The organism is Streptomyces sp. NPDC047130, assembly GCF_040643475.1.
In the GTDB taxonomy this organism is placed as follows: Bacteria; Actinomycetota; Actinomycetes; order Streptomycetales; family Streptomycetaceae; genus Streptomyces.
Map to the genome: position 1 here is coordinate 417,873 of NZ_JBEYUK010000001.1, position 19,319 is coordinate 437,191.

General features: G+C 74.2%; 15 protein-coding genes. 11 read left to right on the forward strand and 4 right to left on the reverse strand.

Annotated elements, in window-relative coordinates; all coding sequences use genetic code 11:
- Positions 1–4: 4 nt before the first annotated feature.
- Genes ABZ836_RS01850 through ABZ836_RS01870 form a run of 5 tightly spaced genes read left to right on the forward strand, consistent with a single transcriptional unit; the run spans position 5 to position 3,018 of the window.
- Positions 5–913 carry a DUF5936 domain-containing protein gene (locus ABZ836_RS01850; RefSeq protein ID WP_356138437.1) on the forward strand — a complete coding sequence of 303 codons (909 nt, stop codon included), beginning with the start codon at positions 5–7 and terminating at the stop codon, positions 911–913.
- A 54-nt stretch (positions 914–967) separates the two neighbouring features.
- A complete protein-coding gene (locus ABZ836_RS01855; RefSeq protein ID WP_356138435.1) occupies positions 968–1,162 on the forward strand; it encodes a hypothetical protein in 195 nt (64 codons plus the stop codon).
- On the forward strand, positions 1,159–1,770 hold the full coding sequence (locus tag ABZ836_RS01860) for a pilus assembly protein TadG-related protein (protein WP_361138544.1): 612 nt from the start codon (positions 1,159–1,161) through the stop codon (positions 1,768–1,770). The genes ABZ836_RS01855 and ABZ836_RS01860 overlap by 4 nt, the downstream gene beginning before the upstream one ends.
- Positions 1,771–1,786: 16 nt before the next feature.
- Entirely contained in the window at positions 1,787–2,353 is a 567-nt protein-coding gene (locus tag ABZ836_RS01865; RefSeq protein WP_356138433.1) for a hypothetical protein, read from the forward strand.
- A 2-nt stretch (positions 2,354–2,355) separates the two neighbouring features.
- On the forward strand, positions 2,356–3,018 hold the full coding sequence (locus tag ABZ836_RS01870; protein ID WP_356138432.1) for an OmpA family protein: 663 nt from the start codon (positions 2,356–2,358) through the stop codon (positions 3,016–3,018).
- Between the two features lie 27 nt (positions 3,019–3,045).
- Here the strand turns inward: ABZ836_RS01870 and ABZ836_RS01875 are convergent, their stop codons facing one another.
- The 4 genes from ABZ836_RS01875 to ABZ836_RS01890 all read right to left on the reverse strand — a co-directional run bounded on the left by ABZ836_RS01875 (position 3,046) and on the right by ABZ836_RS01890 (position 10,243).
- Positions 3,046–6,093 carry an NACHT domain-containing protein gene (locus ABZ836_RS01875; RefSeq protein WP_361138332.1) on the reverse strand — a complete coding sequence of 1,016 codons (3,048 nt, stop codon included), beginning with the start codon at positions 6,091–6,093 and terminating at the stop codon, positions 3,046–3,048.
- 196 nt (positions 6,094–6,289) lie between these two features.
- Complete coding sequence (locus tag ABZ836_RS01880) at positions 6,290–7,849, reverse strand: DHA2 family efflux MFS transporter permease subunit (protein WP_361138334.1); 1,560 nt, start codon at positions 7,847–7,849, stop codon at positions 6,290–6,292.
- 354 nt (positions 7,850–8,203) lie between these two features.
- Positions 8,204–8,368 carry a hypothetical protein gene (locus ABZ836_RS01885; protein WP_356138426.1) on the reverse strand — a complete coding sequence of 55 codons (165 nt, stop codon included), beginning with the start codon at positions 8,366–8,368 and terminating at the stop codon, positions 8,204–8,206.
- A gap of 162 nt (positions 8,369–8,530) precedes the next feature.
- Complete coding sequence (locus ABZ836_RS01890; RefSeq protein ID WP_356138425.1) at positions 8,531–10,243, reverse strand: hypothetical protein; 1,713 nt, start codon at positions 10,241–10,243, stop codon at positions 8,531–8,533.
- A gap of 597 nt (positions 10,244–10,840) precedes the next feature.
- Between ABZ836_RS01890 and mscL the strand changes: the two genes are divergently transcribed.
- The 6 genes from mscL (at position 10,841) to ABZ836_RS01920 (ending at position 19,029) form a co-directional block, all read left to right on the forward strand.
- Positions 10,841–11,332, forward strand: a complete 492-nt coding sequence (mscL, locus tag ABZ836_RS01895) for a large conductance mechanosensitive channel protein MscL (protein WP_356138423.1) — start codon at positions 10,841–10,843, stop codon at positions 11,330–11,332.
- Positions 11,333–11,672: 340 nt separating this feature from the next.
- Positions 11,673–12,425, forward strand: coding sequence for a sporulation protein (locus ABZ836_RS01900; RefSeq protein WP_356138421.1), 753 nt, complete (start codon positions 11,673–11,675; stop codon positions 12,423–12,425).
- Positions 12,426–12,681: 256 nt separating this feature from the next.
- Complete coding sequence (locus ABZ836_RS01905; RefSeq protein WP_361138340.1) at positions 12,682–15,831, forward strand: SNF2-related protein; 3,150 nt, start codon at positions 12,682–12,684, stop codon at positions 15,829–15,831.
- The gene (locus tag ABZ836_RS01910; RefSeq protein WP_361138342.1) at positions 15,828–17,363 is read left to right on the forward strand and encodes a hypothetical protein; all 1,536 of its coding nucleotides are present in this window, start codon (positions 15,828–15,830) and stop codon (positions 17,361–17,363) included. The genes ABZ836_RS01905 and ABZ836_RS01910 overlap by 4 nt, the downstream gene beginning before the upstream one ends.
- Positions 17,364–17,367: 4 nt before the next feature.
- Positions 17,368–17,931, forward strand: a complete 564-nt coding sequence (locus tag ABZ836_RS01915; RefSeq protein WP_361138344.1) for a dihydrofolate reductase family protein — start codon at positions 17,368–17,370, stop codon at positions 17,929–17,931.
- Positions 17,932–18,087: 156 nt separating this feature from the next.
- Positions 18,088–19,029: an endonuclease/exonuclease/phosphatase family protein gene (locus tag ABZ836_RS01920; protein WP_356138416.1), complete on the forward strand. Its 942-nt coding sequence runs from the start codon at positions 18,088–18,090 to the stop codon at positions 19,027–19,029.
- The last annotated feature ends 290 nt before the right edge of the window (positions 19,030–19,319 follow it).

The following is a 19,319-nucleotide window of genomic DNA, read 5'->3' on the forward strand; positions in this document are numbered from 1 at the left end:
CCCGATGACGACCACGCCGCTGCTGCCCCTCCTCCTCGCCACCGTCATGGGCCTGGCCGTCGCCGGGGCCCTCCTCGGCATCCGCCTGATCCGCGCCGAGGCCAAGCTCCCCGACGACCTCGCCCTCGCCCTCGAGGTCGGCGCCACCCGCGTCGGGCGCCGCGACTCCGCCGTCGACCGCCTCGGCATGCGCTTCGCCCCCACCGTCCTGCGGCTCATGGGTCCCCGCCGCGCCGACGCCAAACGCCGCCGCATCGACATGGCCGGCAACCCCGGAGGGCTGACGCTGCAGCGCTACGCCGCGCGCCGCGCCGTCTACGGCCTCTTCGGCGCGTTCATGTTCCTCGTCTTCGCGAGCGCGCGGTCCTGGCCCATGGCCCTGGTGTCGCTGGCCTTCGGCCTCCTCGCCGCCGACGCGCAGATCTGGCAGGCGGTCCGCGAACGCCGCGAGGTCATCGACCGCACGCTGCCGGACTTCCTCGACGTCCTCGCCGTCGTGGTCTCCGCGGGCCTCGCCTTCCGCCAGGCCCTGGACCGCGTCGCCGAACGGTACGAGGGGCCGTGGGCCGACGAACTCCGCATCACGCTGCGCCAGATGGACATGGGCGTCCCCCGCCGCCAGGCCTTCGACGAGCTGCGGCGCCGCAACGACAGCGAACAGGTCGCCCAGTTCGTCTCCGCGCTGCAGCAGGGGGAGGAGCTCGGCTCGCCCATCGCCGAGACCCTCATCCAGATCGCCACCGACATGCGGCGCACGGACGCCCAGAACGCGCGGCGGCGCGCCGCCAAGACGATCCCCAAGGCCACGCTCGTGACCCTGCTGTTCATGCTCCCCGCGACGCTGATCCTCATCGCCACGGGCATGTTCCTCGGCACGTCCACGGGTATCGGTTCCATCCTGGGGGGCGAATGACCACGCCCCCGCCCACAGGAACCCCCACCCCACCCACCCAACGGGAGGCCCACCATGACCCGACTCCACACCTGGACCAGGACCACGTTCACCCGCCTACGGGGGGACCGGGGGGCGAGCTTCATCGAGTACGCCGGACTCCTTATCATCGTCGCGGGGATCTTCGTGCTGATCGACGGCTTGGGTCTCGACGGGATGATCTCCAACGCCATCGGCGACGCGGTGCAGCGTGTGGTCGGCGGTGGCTGAGCCGTCTTCCTGTTGTCCGCGGCGATCGTGGACAGACACTCCCGCTCTACATCTGGCTCACCTCGATCCTGCTGTTCGCTGGTCTAGCGTTCTTCGCGTGGGCTCAGGCAGCGTCCGTGCGGAATCAGGCCCAGACCGCTGCGGACGCTGCCGCTCTCGCCGCTGCCCAAGAGACACGCGACGAGCTGATCGACGGCCTTGAGGCTGCCTTGGCGGGCGACGGGGACTGGCTCGATTGGCTGGATCCGCAGCAGGCGACGGGCAGTGGGGCGACCGCCGCAGCGCAGGAGTTGGCTGCAGAGAACGACGCGACGCTGCAAGGCGGAGCCGAACCAGTGGTCCAGAACGGATTCCTCGGCTATCGGGTTGCCGTTCGCACCAACTTCACCGCGGGGGAGTCGGTCATTCCCGGCACCGAGAGTGCCAGCGCGGAGGCGTCCGCAACCGCTGTTCTGCAACCACGCTGCCAAGTCGACGCCGATGCGCAAGAGTCCGAGATGGTTGAGCTGGATTGTGAGGGAGGGCTCGTGACCCTGGACCCGAACGACTTCGACCCGGCCGACCTGCCCGACGCCGCAGTGCTGTTCTCCGTCTACTTGGCCGATTGAAAGGATCACCAGCAACATGAACCGCAAAGTCAGGCGTGGCCTGATTGTCGTGGCCTCCAGCTGCGCCATCGCTCTGGCCGGTTGCAGCGGCTCGGATGACGGGGGTGATGAAAAGGGGAAGCCCTCGAAGAGCGCAGCCGGCGCATCGGAGGAAGCCCCGCCTGAGTCCTCTGCGCCGTCGGAGGGGGCCGTCCTGGCTACGTCCAAGGACGGCGACGTCACCGTGACAGTCACCTCCGCGAACCGTGATGCAGGGGGCTTCATCACGCTTACGGGCTCGCTCACCAACAACGGATCCAGGGCCTGGTACGCCGAGGACTGGCAGAGCGCAGAGACGGAGCTTGCCGGAAACGGTGTCTCGATGGCAGGCGCGAGTCTGGTGGATGACAAGGGCAAGAAGCGCTATCTGGTCCTGCGGGACACCAACGGCCGCTGTCTGTGCACGAAGTTCAGCCGCGTAAGCCCCGGCGAGTCAAAGGACTGGTACGCCCAGTTCCCCGCACCGCCCGAGGACACCACCGAGGTCAAGTTCCAGGTCGGCTCGATGCCGCCCGCCACCGTCGCCCTGTCAACGGGGGAGTAGCCATGCCGCCCACCCCTCGCCCCACCCCCACCGCCCTCACCACCCTCGCCGTCTTCGTCACCCTCACCCTCGCCGGCGCCCCCGCGCACGCCGACGACGGCGGGCCGAGCGAACCCCCCGGGTCGGTGAGGTCCGTCGCGCCGCCGGAGGTGGACGGCGGGGCATCCGGCCTGCGGCTGGAGCCGGGCGCCCAGCTCGCCCCCGCGAAGGTGCTGGACATCAAGTCCGTCGTCGAGGACCTCGGCGGCGAGGAACGCCGCGAGGACACCCCCGCGACCGTCACCCTCGCCCTCCAGGCGGAGGTCCTGTTCCCCAAGAACAGCTCCCGCCTGAACCCGGAGGCGAAGTCCCGCATCGCCGCGATCGCGGAGGAGATCAAGGGCCACGACGCCACCACCGTCCGCGTCTTCGGCTTCACCGACAACCTCGGCAGCTACGCGCACGGCGAGAAGCTGTCCAAGGACCGCGCCAACCAGGTCCAGCGCGAACTCGCCGCCCACCTGGGCGGGGACGTCTCCTACGAGGTCCGCGGCTACAGCGAGGACTACCCCATCGCCGACAACTCCACCGAGGAGGGACGCCGCAAGAACCGCCGCGTGGAGATCACCTTCCAGAAGGCCCCCGACCCCGACCTGGCCGCCGCCTCCACCCCCGCGGGCACCTAGGCGCCCCCGCGGCAGCCGGTGCGGGAGTCACGTGATCGTGACGTCCACGCCGGGGAGGTCGAGCAGCGCCGACGCGTTCTCGGGAAGTGTGCACCGGTCGAGCTCCAACCGCTGGAGCCGCGGTGGCAGCGGGGTCGTCCCGAGCCAGTCGGAGACGTCCGCGAAGGCGCACCTGAGGGTGCTCAGGCGGGACATCGCGGCGAGGAGGCCGCCTCCGGCCGGGATCGGGAGGCGGTCGCCGTCCTCCACCGAGGAGAGGGAGAGGAGGCCGAGTTCCGTGCAGGCGCTGAGCGGCGAGAGGTCCGACCCGGGGTCGTTCGACAGGACGTACAGGTTGCGGAGACGCGAGAACACGGAGGACCCGCCGAGGGAGGAGATGGCCTCCGCCGGCATGCCCATGTACTCGAGGTGCTGCAGACGGTCCAGCGCGTGGGCGCCCCGAAAGGATGTGGGCGACCACAGCAGGAGAGCGTCCAGGGCGGGGTAGGCGGCGAGCGGGGCGAGGTCGATCTCGCCCCGGAGCCCGACGAATCCGAGCCAGTTGAGGGCGGGACGGTCCCCGAGTTCGCGGAGGTCGTGCAACGGGAAGGTGACGTCGATGCGGCGCAGTCGGGGCAGGCGTCGAGCGGCAGTCACCTGGCCGGCGTGAGCCAGGGAAACGTGGTGGTTCTCCAGCGGCAGACCGGCGAGGACCCGGTCCACGTAACGGTGCGCCTCGAAGTACCGCCAGACGGTGATGAGCTCGCCCACCACCGCGCTCCGCGCGTCCTGCGCCGCGTATCCCTCCAACAGCCGCAGCCCCTCCTCCCCGCCGATGAGCCCCACCGTGCGCACCGTCTGCACCGCGGCCGCGTCCGACAGCCCCTCCAGGGACGTCGGCATCCTCCGCAGCAGGCTCGGGCCCACCGCGGCCAGGGCCGGCGGGTCCGTCTTGCGCCGGGGCGGCAGGAGCAGGTCCACGGCCGACTCCAGCCGGGCCGCCAACGCGTCCGACACGGTCGGCATCGTCTCCCGGCAGGCCGCCGCGAGCAGTCGCAGGGCCCGGGCGTGGCGGGGCTCCGTCTCGGCGCGGTCGAGGATGCCGTTGATCAGCTCCTCGCGCTGGCCCCGGTTGGCGTGGCCGGCGGCCATGACGATCGTCTCGCGCCACACGTCGAGGTGGGCGCGGCCGACGAGGTTGCCGATGCGGTCCTCCTCGGCGGCCTCCTCCGCCGCCAGGTACTCCTGGAACGTGCGGTGGACGAAGTCCAGACGGTCGAGGGCGGGTGCGCGCAGGAGGCCGGAGCGGTCGCGGAGGTGGTCCAGGACCTGCGTACCGTCCATCGGATCGAGGTGGCGCATGGCGCGCAGCCGCGCGTCGACGTATCCGGCGGCGCGGGCCACGTCGATCTCCGTGCGGTTGTTGTCGGAGAGGCGCCACGCGAGGTCGCGGAGCAGGATCAGCTTGTCGCCGAGGCTGAGCCTGCCGTCGACGGCGCTGGGGACGTTGCGTTCGGCGTCGCGGTCGTGGACGAGGGTGTGGAGGGCGTTGCGGTACAGCTCCATGCGGTCGCGCGGGAGCCGGCGGCCGCGGTTGAGGTGCATGGAGCAGAGCATCGCGGCGAGCAGCGGCGTGCCGGCGAGGGACTGCAGGTGGGGGCGGTCCATGAGGCTGGTGAGGAGCGACTGCTCGTACTGCGGGAGTTCCTCGACGGGGCAGGGCAGCGCCCCGCCCAGCTCGCGCACCGCCCGGTGCCACTGGCGGACGAAGGCGGCGAGGTCGGGCGGGGTCATGCGGTCCACCTGGAGGTGGGTGAAGTCCTCCTCGGCGAGCCAGTCCGCGGTGGCGGCGGCGGGGCGTGAGGTGACGACCACGTGGACCCGGTCGTACGCGGCCAGCAGCGTGCGCAGCCAGTCGCGGACGCGGCGGCGCTCGCGGTCGAGGAGTTCGTCGACGCCGTCGATGAGGAGGAGGGCGTTGCCGCTGTCGAGCTGCCGTTCGACCCAGCCGCGCGGCATGATGCCGGTGATGGGCGCGGCGACGCCGTCCAGCATCTCCTCGGGGCGGGGCAGGGCGCGCCCGCTGTACTCGCGGAGTTTGACGAAGACGGGGGTCAGGCCGTTCCAGGCGGCCAGGTCGCCGGTGAACGCGCCGCGGGCGGCGGTGACGGCCAGCCGGCGCAGCAGCGTCGTCTTGCCGCAGCCGGCCTCGCCGCGGAGCAGGACGCGGGTCGCGCCGCCGAGCGCGGTTTCCATGTGCATGCCCGCGCCGGCACCGGAGTCCTCGGCGCCCGGGTCCCACTGGCTCATGTCGGGCCGGAGCAGGGGCAGGGAGCGGCGGCGGCCACCGCCGCGGCCGTCGTCGCCGCTGGCGCGGAGGCTGACGTAGGCGACGGACAGGCGGACGCGGGAGGCTTCGGTCCGGCCGGGGGAGCTGCGGAAGAGTTCGATCTCGTCGAGCTGCGAGCTCACCAGTTCCAGGTAGCGGCGGCGGAACGCGGTGTCCTGGTCGGTGCCCTCGGGGGCGAGCAGGGAACGGTCCGGGAGCCGGCGCAGGAGCTGGGCGACCTCGCGCCCGAGGGTGGTGGTCCGCTCCAGGAGTTCGGCGGCGGCGCGCTCCTCGAAGACGGGCAGGCTGCGGACGACGTGGACGTAGTACTCGACGCACTCGGCGAAGAGGACCGCGTGGAGGCGGGACTCCGCCTCGCCGAGGCCGACCGGTGGCCGGGCGGCGGAGGTGATGCGGCGGGTGAGCTCGGCCGGTTTCGCGTCGGCGGCGAGGATGGCGTCGTCGGACAGGTCGGCGGCGGCGAGGGTGTCGCAGACGGCGTCGACGACGGCCTCGCGGGAGCTCTCCTCCAGGCGGCGGAACTCGTGGTCGAGGTAGGGCTCGAGGCGGTCGAAGACGGCGTCGGTGATCTGCTCGAACTGGTTGCGGACCTCGCGCTGGAGGCGGAGCCCGCCGACCTTCGTGCGGACCAGCTCGTCCATCGAGAGGTGCCGCTCCTGCTCGCGGCGTCTGCCGCCGAGCCACAGCCGGGCGGCGGCGGTCGCCACCGTGCTCCCCAGGCGCAGCGCCGCTGCCTCCGCGACCATGTGTCCCCCTCGTTCGCCTCACGTCACCGGCCCGGACGTGACCAGACGTAACACGCGGGGGCGGGGCCGCGGAAGGAAAGCGCGGGAATCGGCCACGGCGAAAAGAACGAGCCGCCCGCCGCCCGGGGTGCGGGGCAGGCGGGCGGCTCCAGCAGCGGCGCTCGCGGAGGCGGGCGCGGAGGTCTGCCGGACGGGGTCAGTGACCGGCGGGCATCGCGCCCTTCACGTCGCCGCCCACGGGGGCGGGCCGGCGCAGGGTGATGCCGATGAGGAGGGCGGTGACGAGGACGCCGGCGCCGACCAGGAAGGAGAGCTGCGCGCCGCCGGTGAGGGCCGCCGCGCCCTTGACGCCCTCGTCGGCCAGCGACTCGGAGCGGGCCGAGAAGAGGGCCACGAACAGGGCGGTGCCGGCGGCGCCCGCGACCTGCTGGACGGTGTTCAGGGCCGCCGAGCCGTGGGAGTACAGCGCCGGGGTGAGGCCGGCCAGGGCGGTGGTGAAGAGCGGGGTGAACATCATCGACAGGCCGAGGCAGAGCGCGATGTGGGAGAAGAGGATCAGGACCCAGGTGCTGTCCGGCTGCACGGTCGACATGCCGAGCATGGACAGGATGGTCAGGACCGAACCGGGGACGACCAGCGGGCGCGGGCCCACGCGGTCGTACCAGCCGCCCACCACCGGGCCGAGCAGGCCCATCAGGATCGCGCCGGGCAGGACGATCAGGCCGGTGGACAGGGGGTCGAGGTGCATGGCCTCCTGCAGGACCAGCGGCAGCAGGATCAGCGAGCCGAACATGCCCAGGGCGGCCACGGACATCGCGGCCAGGGACTTGGAGAAACCGGGCGCGCGGAAGGCGCGCATGTCCATCAGGGCGTCGTCCGTGCGCTGCAGGCGGACCTGGCGGAAGGCGAAGACGGTCAGCACCGCGAGGCCGCCGACGACCGGGATCGCCGGGTGGACGGGGGCGCCACCGCCCTCGCCCATGGCGGAGAGGCCGTAGACCAGGCCGCCGAAGCCGAGGGCGCTGAGCGGGAGCGAGGGCAGGTCCAGCTTCTGCCGCTTGCGCTCGGAGACGTCCTTGACCATGACCGCGCCCAGGACCAGCGCGGCCACCGAGATGGGCAGCATCACGCCGAAGACGCCGCGCCAGCCGAGGGGGCCGACGAGCGCGCCGGACATGGTGGGGCCCAGGGCGGGGGCGGCGGCGATCACCAGCGAGACGTTGCCCATGAAGCGTCCGCGCCGGGCGGGCGGGACCAGGTTCATCACGGTGGTCATCAGCAGCGGCATCATCACGGCCGTGCCGCTGGCCTGGACGGCGCGGGCGACGACCAGGACGCCGAAGGTCGGGGCCAGGGCGGCCAGGGCGGTGCCCGCCGTGAAGAGGCCCATGGCTATGAGGAAGGAGCCGCGGGTGCCGAGGCGCTGCAGCAGGAAGCCGGTCATGGGGATGACCACGGCCATCATCAGCATGAAGATGGTGGTCAGCCACTGGCCGACGCCGGCCGAGACGCCGAAGTGGTCCATGATCGGCGGCAGCGCCACGCCCATGGTGGTCTCGTTGAGGATCACCACGAACGCCGCGACGAGCAGCAGCGCGATCACCGTGAAGTGGTTGCGGGCCAGCTTGCCGTCCACGGGGGCCGCGGGGTCCACGGGGGCCGCGGGCGCCGCCGGCGGATCCGTCGTCACCGGCGGGGCGTGTTCCCCGTTGACCTCGGGCGACGGTGTGTTCGGGCGGGCGGACGCGGTGTCCATGAAACCTCCGGGCTGCTGCTGGTGACTGGGCGACCGTGTGCCGTGCTCCCGCGCGTGCAACCCGCGCGGGAGCGGGGGCATTCCTCCGCCCGCCTCCGGGTGACAGGTGTCACGCGGAGGCGGGCGGGCGGGATGGGCGGGGTGCCGGCCGACGCCCGGGTGCGGGCGAACGTCGTCGGCAGGTATCGGTCGTCCGTGCAGAAGTTTCTCAGATTGTCCGCATGGCGTCCGGTCCATTACGGGGGCAGGACGCGCGGCGCCGCGTCCGCGGCGCCGGTCGTGCGACGCCAGGGGTGTGCGGCGCCGGTGGTGCGGGGCGGGCCGCCGGCAGCCCGGAGCCGGCGGCCCCGGAGATCAGTGGCGCGTGCGGCGGCCGCCCAGACCGGCGAGGTGGAGGGCGACGGCCGCGAGGCCCAGCAGGGTGAGGTTGCCGGAGCTGAACACGGCGTTGGTGTCCAGTTCGGTGACGTTGATCAGGAAGGCGATGACGAACAGCACGGCACCGGCTATCGCGAGCATGGGCTGACTCCTTGTTCGGTTGTCTCCGTCGTCTCGGACGGGGGGCGGCGGCCTTGCGTCCCCGAGCCGTGGCCGCCGCCCGCCCGTGCTGTCCGTCTGCCCTGCTTCCGAGTGATCAGGCTCACTCCGTGTGAGGCGCGGGCCCGGGCCTCGCGCCGGGTGTCAGTTGGTGCGCGTGTTGGTCAGGTGGGCGCCTATGTAGCCGACGATGACCCGGCCGGTGATGCCCTTGGTGTCGTCGAGGAAGTAGACCCGGGGCGAGGTGCTCCCCTTGCTGTCGATCTTCAGGTGGGACTGCATCTCCGCCGTGCCCGACGCGTCCACGGCCTCCGGCACCGGGAAGATCCGCTCCTCGCCCCACCGGTTCATGGTGGTCTCCGACTCCACCAGGGCGACCTGCTTGCGCGGCCACTCGCCGCCCGACCGGGGGGAGGAGCAGTACTGGTAGAAGCCGCCCTTGAAACCGTCCTTGGCCGCCCGGGCATACGAGTTCAGCGCCCGGAGGCCCTTCCACGCCTTGGCCGCCCAGATGTGGCCGCGCTGGGCGTCGTCGAGTTCCAGCGCGCGCTGGAGGTCGGCCGTGACCAGGACGCCGTCGAGGGTGTCCAGGCGCTCCCACACGGTGCGGAAGGACTCGGGGGCGCCGGCCGGGTCCTTGACGACCGTCTCCTCGTAACGGCCCTCCTCGCAGAGCCGCTCGCGCAGGACGTACAGCTCGGACCGGGCGGCCTCCTCGCCGTCCATCGCCCGCAGGGCCGTCTCCATGTCCTCCTCGGCCCGGACGACGGCCTCGGCGTACCGGTCCTCCAGCGACGCCATGGCGCGCGCCGACAGCTCCGCGTCCTCCTGGGCCCGGCGCAGGTCCTCGCGGACCCGGTCGAGCTCGGCCCGCAGCTCCTCGTTCTCCCGGCGCAGGCGCGACGCCTCGTCGGGGCCGGGCGGGAGGAGGGCCGCGGGGGCGGCGGAGCCGCGGTCCGCGCCGGCGCGGGGGCGCGGCGCCGTCTCGTGCGGGAACAGCACCGTCCGCAGCGGCCGCGGCACCGGCGCCTCGGTGGACAGCCGCTGCACGGCCCGCACCATGCCGAACCAGGCCCGGTCCTCGGCGTCGCACATCCGCGCCGCGCTGAGGAAGCGGTGCCGTGACGCGTCCCTGCCCCAGGCCGGGTCCACGTCGGTGAGGTAGGTCCGCACCGCGCCCGGCGCCACCCCGTGGTCCTCGCCTATCGCCTCCCGGAAGGCGTCCACCGCCTCCAGGTCGGCCAGCCGGTACAGGGAGGCCGCCCCCGCGGCCTGCCGCACGATCCGCTCCAGCCGCTCCGACCAGACGCCCTCGGCGGCGGGCCGGACCGGCTGCGCCGCCACCACGACCGGCAGCCTGCGGTCCGGGTCGCAGAGCACGTCCATCAGCGTCTCCACCCCGCCGGCCTCCACGCACTGGGCGTCCGGCGTCAGCCGGGCCGAGCCGTCCTCGGGCCGCAGCGCCGCCACCAGGTCCCGGACCAGCTCGGGGCGGCCGGGTCCGAGGTGCGCGCCCGCGGCGCGGAGCCGGTCGGGGAACACCTCGAGGCCCACCGACACCGCGGCCACGTCCTCCGAGGCCAGGGCGGTGATGGTGGTGCGCCACACCGCCTCGTCCCGCTCCTCGCGCAGTTGCAGGCGTATCGCGCGTTCGGTGCCGTCGGGGAGGCAGGCCGTGTGGTTGGTCAGCACCGTGGTCGCGTCCAGGCGGTGCCGGCCGGGTTCCAGGGGAGCGGCGCCGAACCTGCTCTCCAGCCATCGGGCGCTGGTCCGGCGCACGTCCTGGAAAAGGGTGTCGGCATCGGGAACGGTCAGTACGGATCGGTGGGCGAGCGGATGGTCGCTGAGGTCCGTCACGGTCGGTACTCCCTCCACGCAGGCGGGGCCTGCCGGCCCCGCACCTCTCGCAGAGCCCCTGTCCGGCACCCTGCCGTCCACAGGAGTTCGACGCTTGTTCCGGGAACGAGCGTGAAAATGCGTGAGTTCCAGCGGTCGGCCGAACGGGTGACAACCAGGGGCTTCGCCCGAACCGGGAAGATTTCCTCCGTTCCGGCGCATGATCCGGCGGGTCCGGGCAATTAGGGGAGAACGTCGCGGCCGGGTGCGCCGAACGGGGCGTGTGCGGCCCCGTGCCGCACGACGGCGACGTCCCCTTCTGCGCCCCGGCCCCGACGACCCCCTCTCCCCCCTCGGCGGTGGACCCCCTTCAGGGCGCGGCCCGCCTTCCCGGCAACCCGGCACGGACGCCGGGTTCGCGGGGGAACGCCCCACCACACAGCCGCGGAGAACCGGCCCGGGAAGCGCATGCGCGGCAGGGCGCCAGGCCGCGCGCGGCCCACTCGATCGAGCGAACCGGATTGTGGTGGGCTGACGCCCGCCGCCTAGGGTTCGGGATCGTTGTGTTCTGGACGGCGGCACGCGTGCCGGCGCTTCTCGGTACGGAAGGGGCCTCGGGTGAGCGAGGAGAAGGTCAGTGTGCTGGAGGGCTTCAAGGCCTTCCTGATGCGGGGCAACGTCATCGACATGGCCGTCGCGGTCGTGATCGGCGCGGCGTTCACCAACATCGTGAACAAGATCGTCGAGGGCGTGATCAATCCGCTCGTCGGCGCCTTCGGCACCATGGACCTGGCGCGGTACAGCAGTTGCGTCAAGGGCGACTGCACCAAGGAGGGGCAGGGCGTCGAGATCATGTGGGGCCTGGTGCTCAGCGCCACCCTGACCTTCCTGATCACCGCCGCGGTCGTCTACTTCCTGATGGTCCTGCCGATGTCCCGCGTGCTGGCCCGTCAGGCGGCGCGGCGCAAGGCCAAGGAGGCGCAGCAGGCGCTGGCGGCGGAGCCGGTGACCGTGACCGAGCTGGAGGTCCTGCAGGAGATCCGCGACGCGCTGGTGCGCCAGCGGCCGGACGGCACGGCGGCCAACAGCACGGTGGTCTCCCCGCGCTGACGGCCCGCCTACGGCGCCGACCCGCGCCGGGGACCGCTCGGCAGCACGCCGCCTCGTCGTCACCGCCGGTACGTCCGACGCGGCGGGAACGACGCGGCGGGAACGACGGGACGGGAACGACGGGGCGGGAACGACGGGGCGGCGTCGTGCGCGGCCACCGCGGGACCGCTCGCGTCGCGGCGGGCGATTGTCCGCGTCGCGGTGCGGCTGCGACGACCGCGTCCGAAGATCGTCGCAGGATCGCCACAGGCCCTCTCCCGCCCGTCACGGGGACCGGCAGGCCTCGTTAGGGTCGCCCCGCGGCGGACCGAAGGGGGGCGCCGGGAGGGGAGACGACACCATGGCATTGCGCACGTTCCTGCGGACGCTGGGCGCCGACGCGCCCAAGGTCGAGACCGTGCTCGGCGGCGACCGGGTCCGCCCGGGGGAGGAACTGCCGTACACGGTCACCTTGCACGGCGGTGGCGCGGACGTGGAGCTCGAACGGCTCGCCGTCGAGCTGATCATCCGTCTCGAGGACAAGGAGGAGACGGAGAGCGGCTGGACCGACCCGCACGTCCTGCTGGAGAACGTCCTCGCCGGCCCCTACACCCTCGAGGCCGGTGAGGTGCGCCGGCTCGACGGAACGTTCCGCCTGCCGTGGGAGATGCCGTTCACCCACTCCCGCGGCCTGCGCGTCAAGGGCCCGCGCTGCGCGGTCCGCACCCGCCTGGAGATCGACAACGCCGTGGACCGCGGCGACTTCGACGAGGTGGAGGTGCACGCCCTGCCGGCGCAGGACGCCGTGCTGCAGGCCTTCGCCGAGCTCGGGTTCCGCATGGAGGAGGCGGAGGTGAAGGCCGGGATGCTGGGCAACCAGAAGACCCAGACGCTGCCGTTCTGGCAGGAGAACGAGCACTGGTTCCCGCCGGCCTACAACTGGGGGAGCGGCACGGAGGCCCAGCTGGAGGTCGCCGTGATCACCCCGGGCCCGGACACCGTCGAGGTCGTCACCGGCGCGGTGGAGACCCATGTCTTCACCCCCGCCCAGATCCTCGCCCCCGGCTGGACGGACTGGCTGGACCGGCACTGCCGCGGTCACTTCGCCCGCTGAACCGGCACGCCGCACGACCGGGCCCCCCGCTCCCGCGGAGCGGCCCGGTCGCGGTACTCCGGGAAAACCCGCCCCGGCCGCGGAAGCCGTCATTAAGGTCGTGCGCATGACGAGGGGGACGGCGACACCAGCCGGCCCGTTCGACGTCCTCTCCTGCCCCGCGGAACCCGGCCGTCCCCCACCCGGTGGAGCATCCGGCAGGCCCGCCGACGCCGACGCGCCGGGCGCGCCGTTCACCCTGAGGGAGACTGTGCGCATGGTGTGGTTGACGCGTGGCCTGGCGGCGGAGCTGGCGCGGTGTGCCGCGGTCTTCGAACCGGGGGACCCGGCCCGCACCGGGCGCGTCGCCTTCCGCCGCCCCGACGGCTCCCCGCCGCCGAAAGCCCCGGTGGGGGAGCGCGGCTGGGCCCGGCTGGTCGTGCGGGACGGCACGGCGGCCCCGGTCCTGCGCTCCGTCCCGGTCCTGCGGCTCACCGTCGGCGAGGCGATCCCCGTCCTCGCCCTCGCCCGGCGCGAGGCCACCACCGGCCCGTCCGCCGCCGGGCCGACCGCCACCCCCGCCCCGTCCGCCACCGCGGGCACCGGCACACCCGCCCGCACACCCGCCCGCACGTCCGGCGGCGGCGGACCGGACCGCGGCACACCTCCGGGCGGACACCCGGTCGGCGGACCCGACGGGGAGGCCGCGGACGCCCCGCACCCCGCCGCCGCCTTCTGGGGCGGAGTCCTCGCCCTCGGCCTGCAACTCCTCGCCAGGGAGCGGGCGTTGCCCGGCGTCTCGCCGGGCGGGTACGACACCTGGCGGGCCGGCCCCTTCGACGCGGAGGACGTGGAGCGGCTGCGGGAACTGGTGCGCGCCGTCCCGCCGGAGGCGGTCGCCGGGCCCGACGCGGACGTGACGGCCCTGGTGCGCGGTTTCCTGGACGCCGTCGCCGACACCCTGCCCCGCACCCCCGCCGCCCGGACCGCCACCGGACGCGCCGCCTTCGCCGCCGTCGAGCCGCAGTACGTGCCGCAACTACGGGCCTGGGCCGACGAGATCTCCTCCGGCGTCGACTCCGGGGTACGGGTCTCGCTGCGGATCGAGATCGTCGAGCAGCCCGGTCCGGGCGACGCCTCCCGCAACGCTCCCGCCACCCGCCTGGTCCCGCGCGCCCACAGCCTCGCCGACCCCACCGTCGCGATGGACGCCGACGCCCTGTTCGCCGGCGCCGACCACGCGCTGGGACCCGCCGCGCAGACGGACATGGTCCGCGCCCTGCGCCGCGCCGCCGACGTGTGGCCGCCGCTGGAGCGCCTGCTGCCGGTGCCCCGCGCCCTCGACCTCACCCCCCGCGAACTGCGCGAGCTGCTGGGCCCGGTCGGTGACCGGCTGGCGGCGCACGGCGTCGAGGTCGTCCGCCCGGCGGGCGCGCAGGCCGGCGCCCTCACCGCCCGCGCGGTGGCCGGCCCCGTGCCCGGCGGCGCCGGGGACGCCGGGCCCTTCTTCGGCCGCCCGGGCACGGCCGGGGCCGGGGAGGAGAACAAGGACGGGGAGGGTCAGGAGGCCCAGGAAGCCCGGCAGGCCCTTGAGGCCCGGCAGGCCGGCCCCGTCCACCTGAGCTGGCAGCTCTGCCTGGACGACGACCCGCTCACCGAGGAGGAGGCGGCCGAGGTCACCGCCGTGGTGGAGGCGGGGGGCTCCGCCGTCCGGCTGCGCGGCCGGTGGGTGCTGATCGGCGACGCCCCCGCCCGCACCGTCCGCGACCGGGGCGGCCTGCGCCCCCTGACCGCCGTCGAGGCGCTGGCCGCCGCGCTCACCGGCGGCACCGAGGTGCACGGCGCCGAGGTGCCCGTGCTGCCCGACGACCGGCTGGTGGAGATCGCCCGCCGCCTCACCGCACCCGGCCGGGGCGACGACACGGACCTCCTCGACCCCCCGGCCGCGCTCGACGCCACCCTGCGCGACTACCAGCTCCGCGGCCTGACCTGGCTGCACCGGCTCACCTCGCTCGGACTCGGCGGCTGCCTCGCCGACGACATGGGCCTCGGCAAGACCGTGCAGCTCATCGCCCTCCACCTGCTGCGCCGCGAGCGAGGCGAGGCCACCGGCGGACCCACCCTGGTGGTCTGCCCCGCCTCCCTGCTCGGCAACTGGGAGCGGGAGGTGAAGCGTTTCGCCCCGGGCGTCCCGGTCCGCCGCCACCACGGCCCCGGCCGCACCCTGGAGGGCGTCGAGGACGGTTTCGTCCTCACCACCTACGGCACCATGCGCCTGGACGCGCCGCGCCTGGCCGAGGTGGGCTGGGACCTGGTCGTCGCCGACGAGGCCCAGCACGTCAAGAACGCGTACTCCTCCACGGCGAAGGCGCTGCGCCGCATCGGCCAGGACGCCGTCCGGATCGCCCTCACCGGCACCCCGGTCGAGAACAACCTCTCCGAACTCTGGGCGATCCTCGACTGGACCACCCCCGGCCTGCTGGGCGGCCACGCCCGCTTCCGCCGCCGCTGGATCGCCCGCATCGACGCCGAACGCGCCGGAACCGCCCCGCCGGCCGGCGCCGGCGCGGGCGAGCTGCCCGCCGCCGAGCAACTGGCGGCGCTGGTCAGCCCGTTCCTCCTGCGGCGCCGCAAGAGCGACCCCGGCATCGCCCCCGAGCTGCCGCCCAAGACCGAGACCGACCGCCCCGTTCCGCTCACCGCCGAGCAGGCCGCGCTCTACCGCGCCCAGGTTGACCGGGCCATGGCCCGGATCCGCGCCGCGGGTGAACCGGAGCGCGGCGAAGGGGCGTTCGCCCGCGCCGGAATGGTGCTGCGGCTGCTCACCTCGCTCAAGCAGATCTGCAACCACCCCGCGCAGTTCCTCAAGGAGGACCCGGACGCGGCCCGGCTGGCGGGCAGGTCGGGCAAGCTGGAGCTGCTGGACGAACTGCTCGGCACGATCATCGCCGAGGACGGCGCGGCCCTGGTCTTCACCCAGTACGTCACCATGGCCCGGCTCCTGGAACGCCACCTCACCGCGCGCGGGATCCCCGCGCTGCTCCTCCACGGCGGCACACCGGTCGCCGAACGGGAGCGGCTGGTACGGCGGTTCCAGGACGGCGAGGCCCCGGTCTTCCTGCTCTCCCTCAAGGCGGCCGGCACCGGACTCAACCTCACCCGCGCCGAGCACGTCGTCCACTACGACCGCTGGTGGAACCCGGCCGTCGAGGCGCAGGCCACCGACCGCGCCCACCGCATCGGCCAGACCCGGCCGGTCCAGGTGCACCGCATGATCGTGGAGGGCACGGTCGAGGACCGCATCGCCGCCCTGCTGGAGGCCAAGAAGGAACTCGCCGACGCCGTCCTCGGCTCCGGGGAGCAGGTGCTCGCCCGGCTGTCCGACGACGAACTCGCCGACCTGGTCGCGCTGAGGAGCACCGCATGAGCCACCCGGCAGAACCGCCGTCCGGGACACCGGGCGCCCGGACCCTCCCCGCCTTCCCCGCCCGGCGCGGCGGACCCGTCCGGGGCCGCACCGTCTGGGCGCGGGCCTGGTCGGCCGCCGTGGAGGAGATCTGGCCGGAGCCCGAACCGCTCAAGCGGGGCCGCGCCTTCGCCCGCACCGGACGCCTCGGAGCCGTCACCGTCGCCCCCGGCCGGGTCCGTGCCGTCAGCTACACCGGCGCCGCCGCGTACCCGACCGAACTCACCGTGCCCGTCCTCGACGAAGCCGACTGGGAGCGGCTGCTCGAAGTGGCGGCGGCGCGGCCCCGGTTGACCGCGGCGCTGCTGGAGGAGGAACTGCCCGCGGAGTTCGCCGAGGCGGCGGAGGAGGCCGGTGCGCCGCTGCTGCCCGGCCACGGCGACCTCGCGACGCACTGCGGCTGCGACGCGCCGGAGCACCCGTGCCCGCACGCGACGGGGCTGGCCGTCCAGACGGCGTGGCTGCTGGACCAGGACCCCTGGCTGCTGCCGCTGCTGCTCGGGCGGACCCGCGAGGCGGTGGTGGACGACCTCAAGGCCGAGCTGCTGCTCCGGGCGATGACGGAGGTCACGGCCCACGGCGACGACCGCGCCTGGGAGCCGGGTGAGTCGGAGGAGCCGGAGGACCAGGCGGAGCCGTCGCAGCCGTCGGACGCCGAAGACGACGCGCACGACGGGGACGGCACGCACGGCGCGGGCGGCACGCACGGCGCGGACCACACGGAGCCCACGGAGCAAACGGAGCCCTGGGACGCCGGGGAGCCGGGCGGAACCGAGGAGGACGAGGAGGAGCACGACGACCCCTTCGCCGCCGGCCCGCCCGAGCCCGACGCCCGGGCCCCCCGCGGCAGCCGGGCCCTGTACACCCGCGAACGGCTGCCGCTGCCGGACCTCCCCCCGCTCCCGCCGCCCCCCGCCGACATGGAAGATCCGCCCGCCACCGGCATCGAGGCCGACCCGCTGGACCGCCTGGTCGCCGACGCGGCGGTCCGCGCGCGGGAACTCCTGGCCCATCTGCACGGAGCCGGGGACGCCGAGCCGCCGCCCCCGTGGGACGACTGGCAGGACACCGTCCGGCTCGCCGCCACCCACCCGGACCCGCGGGCCCGGGAACGGCTGCGGCAGGCCGTGGCCGACCGGGCGGCGCGCCGAGGCCTCGGCCTGGACCCCGACCTGCTGGCCGAGGCGTGGCGCACGGGCGGCGCGGCGGGCCTGGAGGTGCTGGAACGCCCCTGGACGCCCGGCCGGCGGGAGACCGCGCGGGCCAGGACGGCGCTGGCCGAGGCGTGGTCGCCGGACGAGGAACCGGCGCTCACCGTGGAGGACAACCGCTTCACCTTCGGGGCACAGGGGCCGCAACTGCGCCTGGGACGCGACGGGCGGTGGTACGGATACCTGCGACAGGGCGGGGCGTGGTGGCCCACCGGTGAGCCGGACCCGGACCCCGCCGCGGTGACCGCCGACCTGCTGGCGGCGAGCGAAAGGCGTCCGTGAGGTCATGAGGAACGTGGTCCTGAACATGTCCGTGTCGCTCGACGGCTACATGGAGGCGCCGGGCCGGGACATCTCCTGGCACCTGGTCGACGAGGAGGTGCACCGGCAGGTCAACGCCTACCTCGCCCCCGCCGGAGGCTTCCTCTGCGGCCGCCACAACTACCGGCTGATGGAGGGCTACTGGCCGCACGCCGACCAGGACCCGGACAGCGACGCGGTGACCCGCGAGTTCGCCGCCCTCTGGCGGGACACCCCCAAGGTCGTCTACTCGCGCACCCTGGACGAGGTCGGCCCGAACGCCACCCTGGTCCGCGAGGTCGTCCCCGAGGAGGTGCGCGCCCTCAAGGAGCAGCCCGGCGGACCGCTCTTCGTCGGCGGCGCCGTGCTCGCCGAGTCGTTCCTCCGGCACGGGCTGGTCGACGAGTTCCACCTCTACGTCAACCCGGTGCTCGTCGGCGGGGGCCGCCGGCTCTTCCCCGAGCTGGACTCCCTCCGCACCGGCCTCACCCTCGTCGACACCCGCACCTTCTCCAACGGCGTCGTCCTCCTCCACCACCGCAAGGACTGACCACGGGCCGGGCGGCCGGTGCGGCCAGGGCGGCCCGGGTGGCCGGTGCGGCCGAGCCGGCCAACGCGGCCGAGCCGGCCAACGCGGCCGAGCCGGCCAACGCGGCCAGGGCGGCCCGGTGGAACCGCACCGCTCCCGCACGCGTCCTGCCCCCACATGGCCCGCATCCCGATACGGCGGCACGCCCCCGCCGCGCTCGCCCTGCTGGTGTTCGCCCTGCTCACGGGGCACGCGCTGGTACCCAACGCCGGTCCCCGACTCGGCAGCCTGCTCGAGACCTTCCTGCCCTGGCTGGGACCGGCCGTCCCGCCGCTGCTGCTCCTGGTCCTGCTCCGCCGCCGCACCGCGGCCGCCGTGACCGCGGTACTGCTCCCCGCCGTGGCCTGGGCGTGGCTCTTCGGCCCGCACCTGCTCCCGTGGCGGGAGAGCGGCCAGGACCTCGTCGTCGTCCAGCACAACATGAGCGACGAGAACCCCGACCCGGCCGCCACGGCCCGCGCCCTCGCCACGTCCGAGCCCCGGCCCGACCTGATCGCCCTGCAGGAGGTCACCCCGGCGGCACTGCCCGCGCTCCGGACCGCCCTGGCCGCGGACCACCCGCACCACGCCGTCCACGGCACGGTCGCCCTGTTCTCCCGCCACGCGCTCACCGACGTCCGCCCGGTCGACATCCGCCCCTCCGGCGTCGACCCGTCCTGGCAGCGGGCCCTGCGCGCCACCGTGCGGCTCCCGGCACACGGCGGGATCGCCGTGCACGTCGCCCACCTCCCGTCCGTCCGGGTCTCCCCGACCGCCGGCCTGACCTCCGCCCGCCGCGACGAGAGCGCCCGCCTGCTCGCCGCCGCCCTCGACGCGGAGCGCTCCCCGCGCGTCCTCCTCCTCGGCGACCTCAACGCCACCCTCGACGACCGCGGCCTCGACCCCCTCACCTCCCGCCTCCCCGCCCCCGTCCACGGGCTCTCCTTCACCTGGCCCGCCGACCTCCCCGTCGCCCGCATCGACCAGGTCCTCGCCCGCGGCGCCCGGGGCATCGCCGTCGAGCCCCTGCCCCCCACCGCGAGCGACCACCTCCCGCTCCGGGCGCGGATCCGGCTCTGACACGCGGAACACGTCAGCCCCGGCGTGTCGGGCATCCCCCGGACGGGGGATGTGGGACGCGTGGGGCCTGATGGGACGGTGGTCTGGGAATCAACGGGTGGGGGGAGGGTGAAGCCTTAGAATGAAATGTGATGTCGGCCTCAGGGATGGACAATCAGCCTTCCACTGCCAAGCGGAGAGGAGGAAATGCGCGTTTTGCGCTACGCGCCGCGTCGTCGTGCGACTTCGGAGAGTAGTTGTTTGCCGCCAATGTACGCGCCATCCCTTACGAAGGGTTATGGTGGAACTCC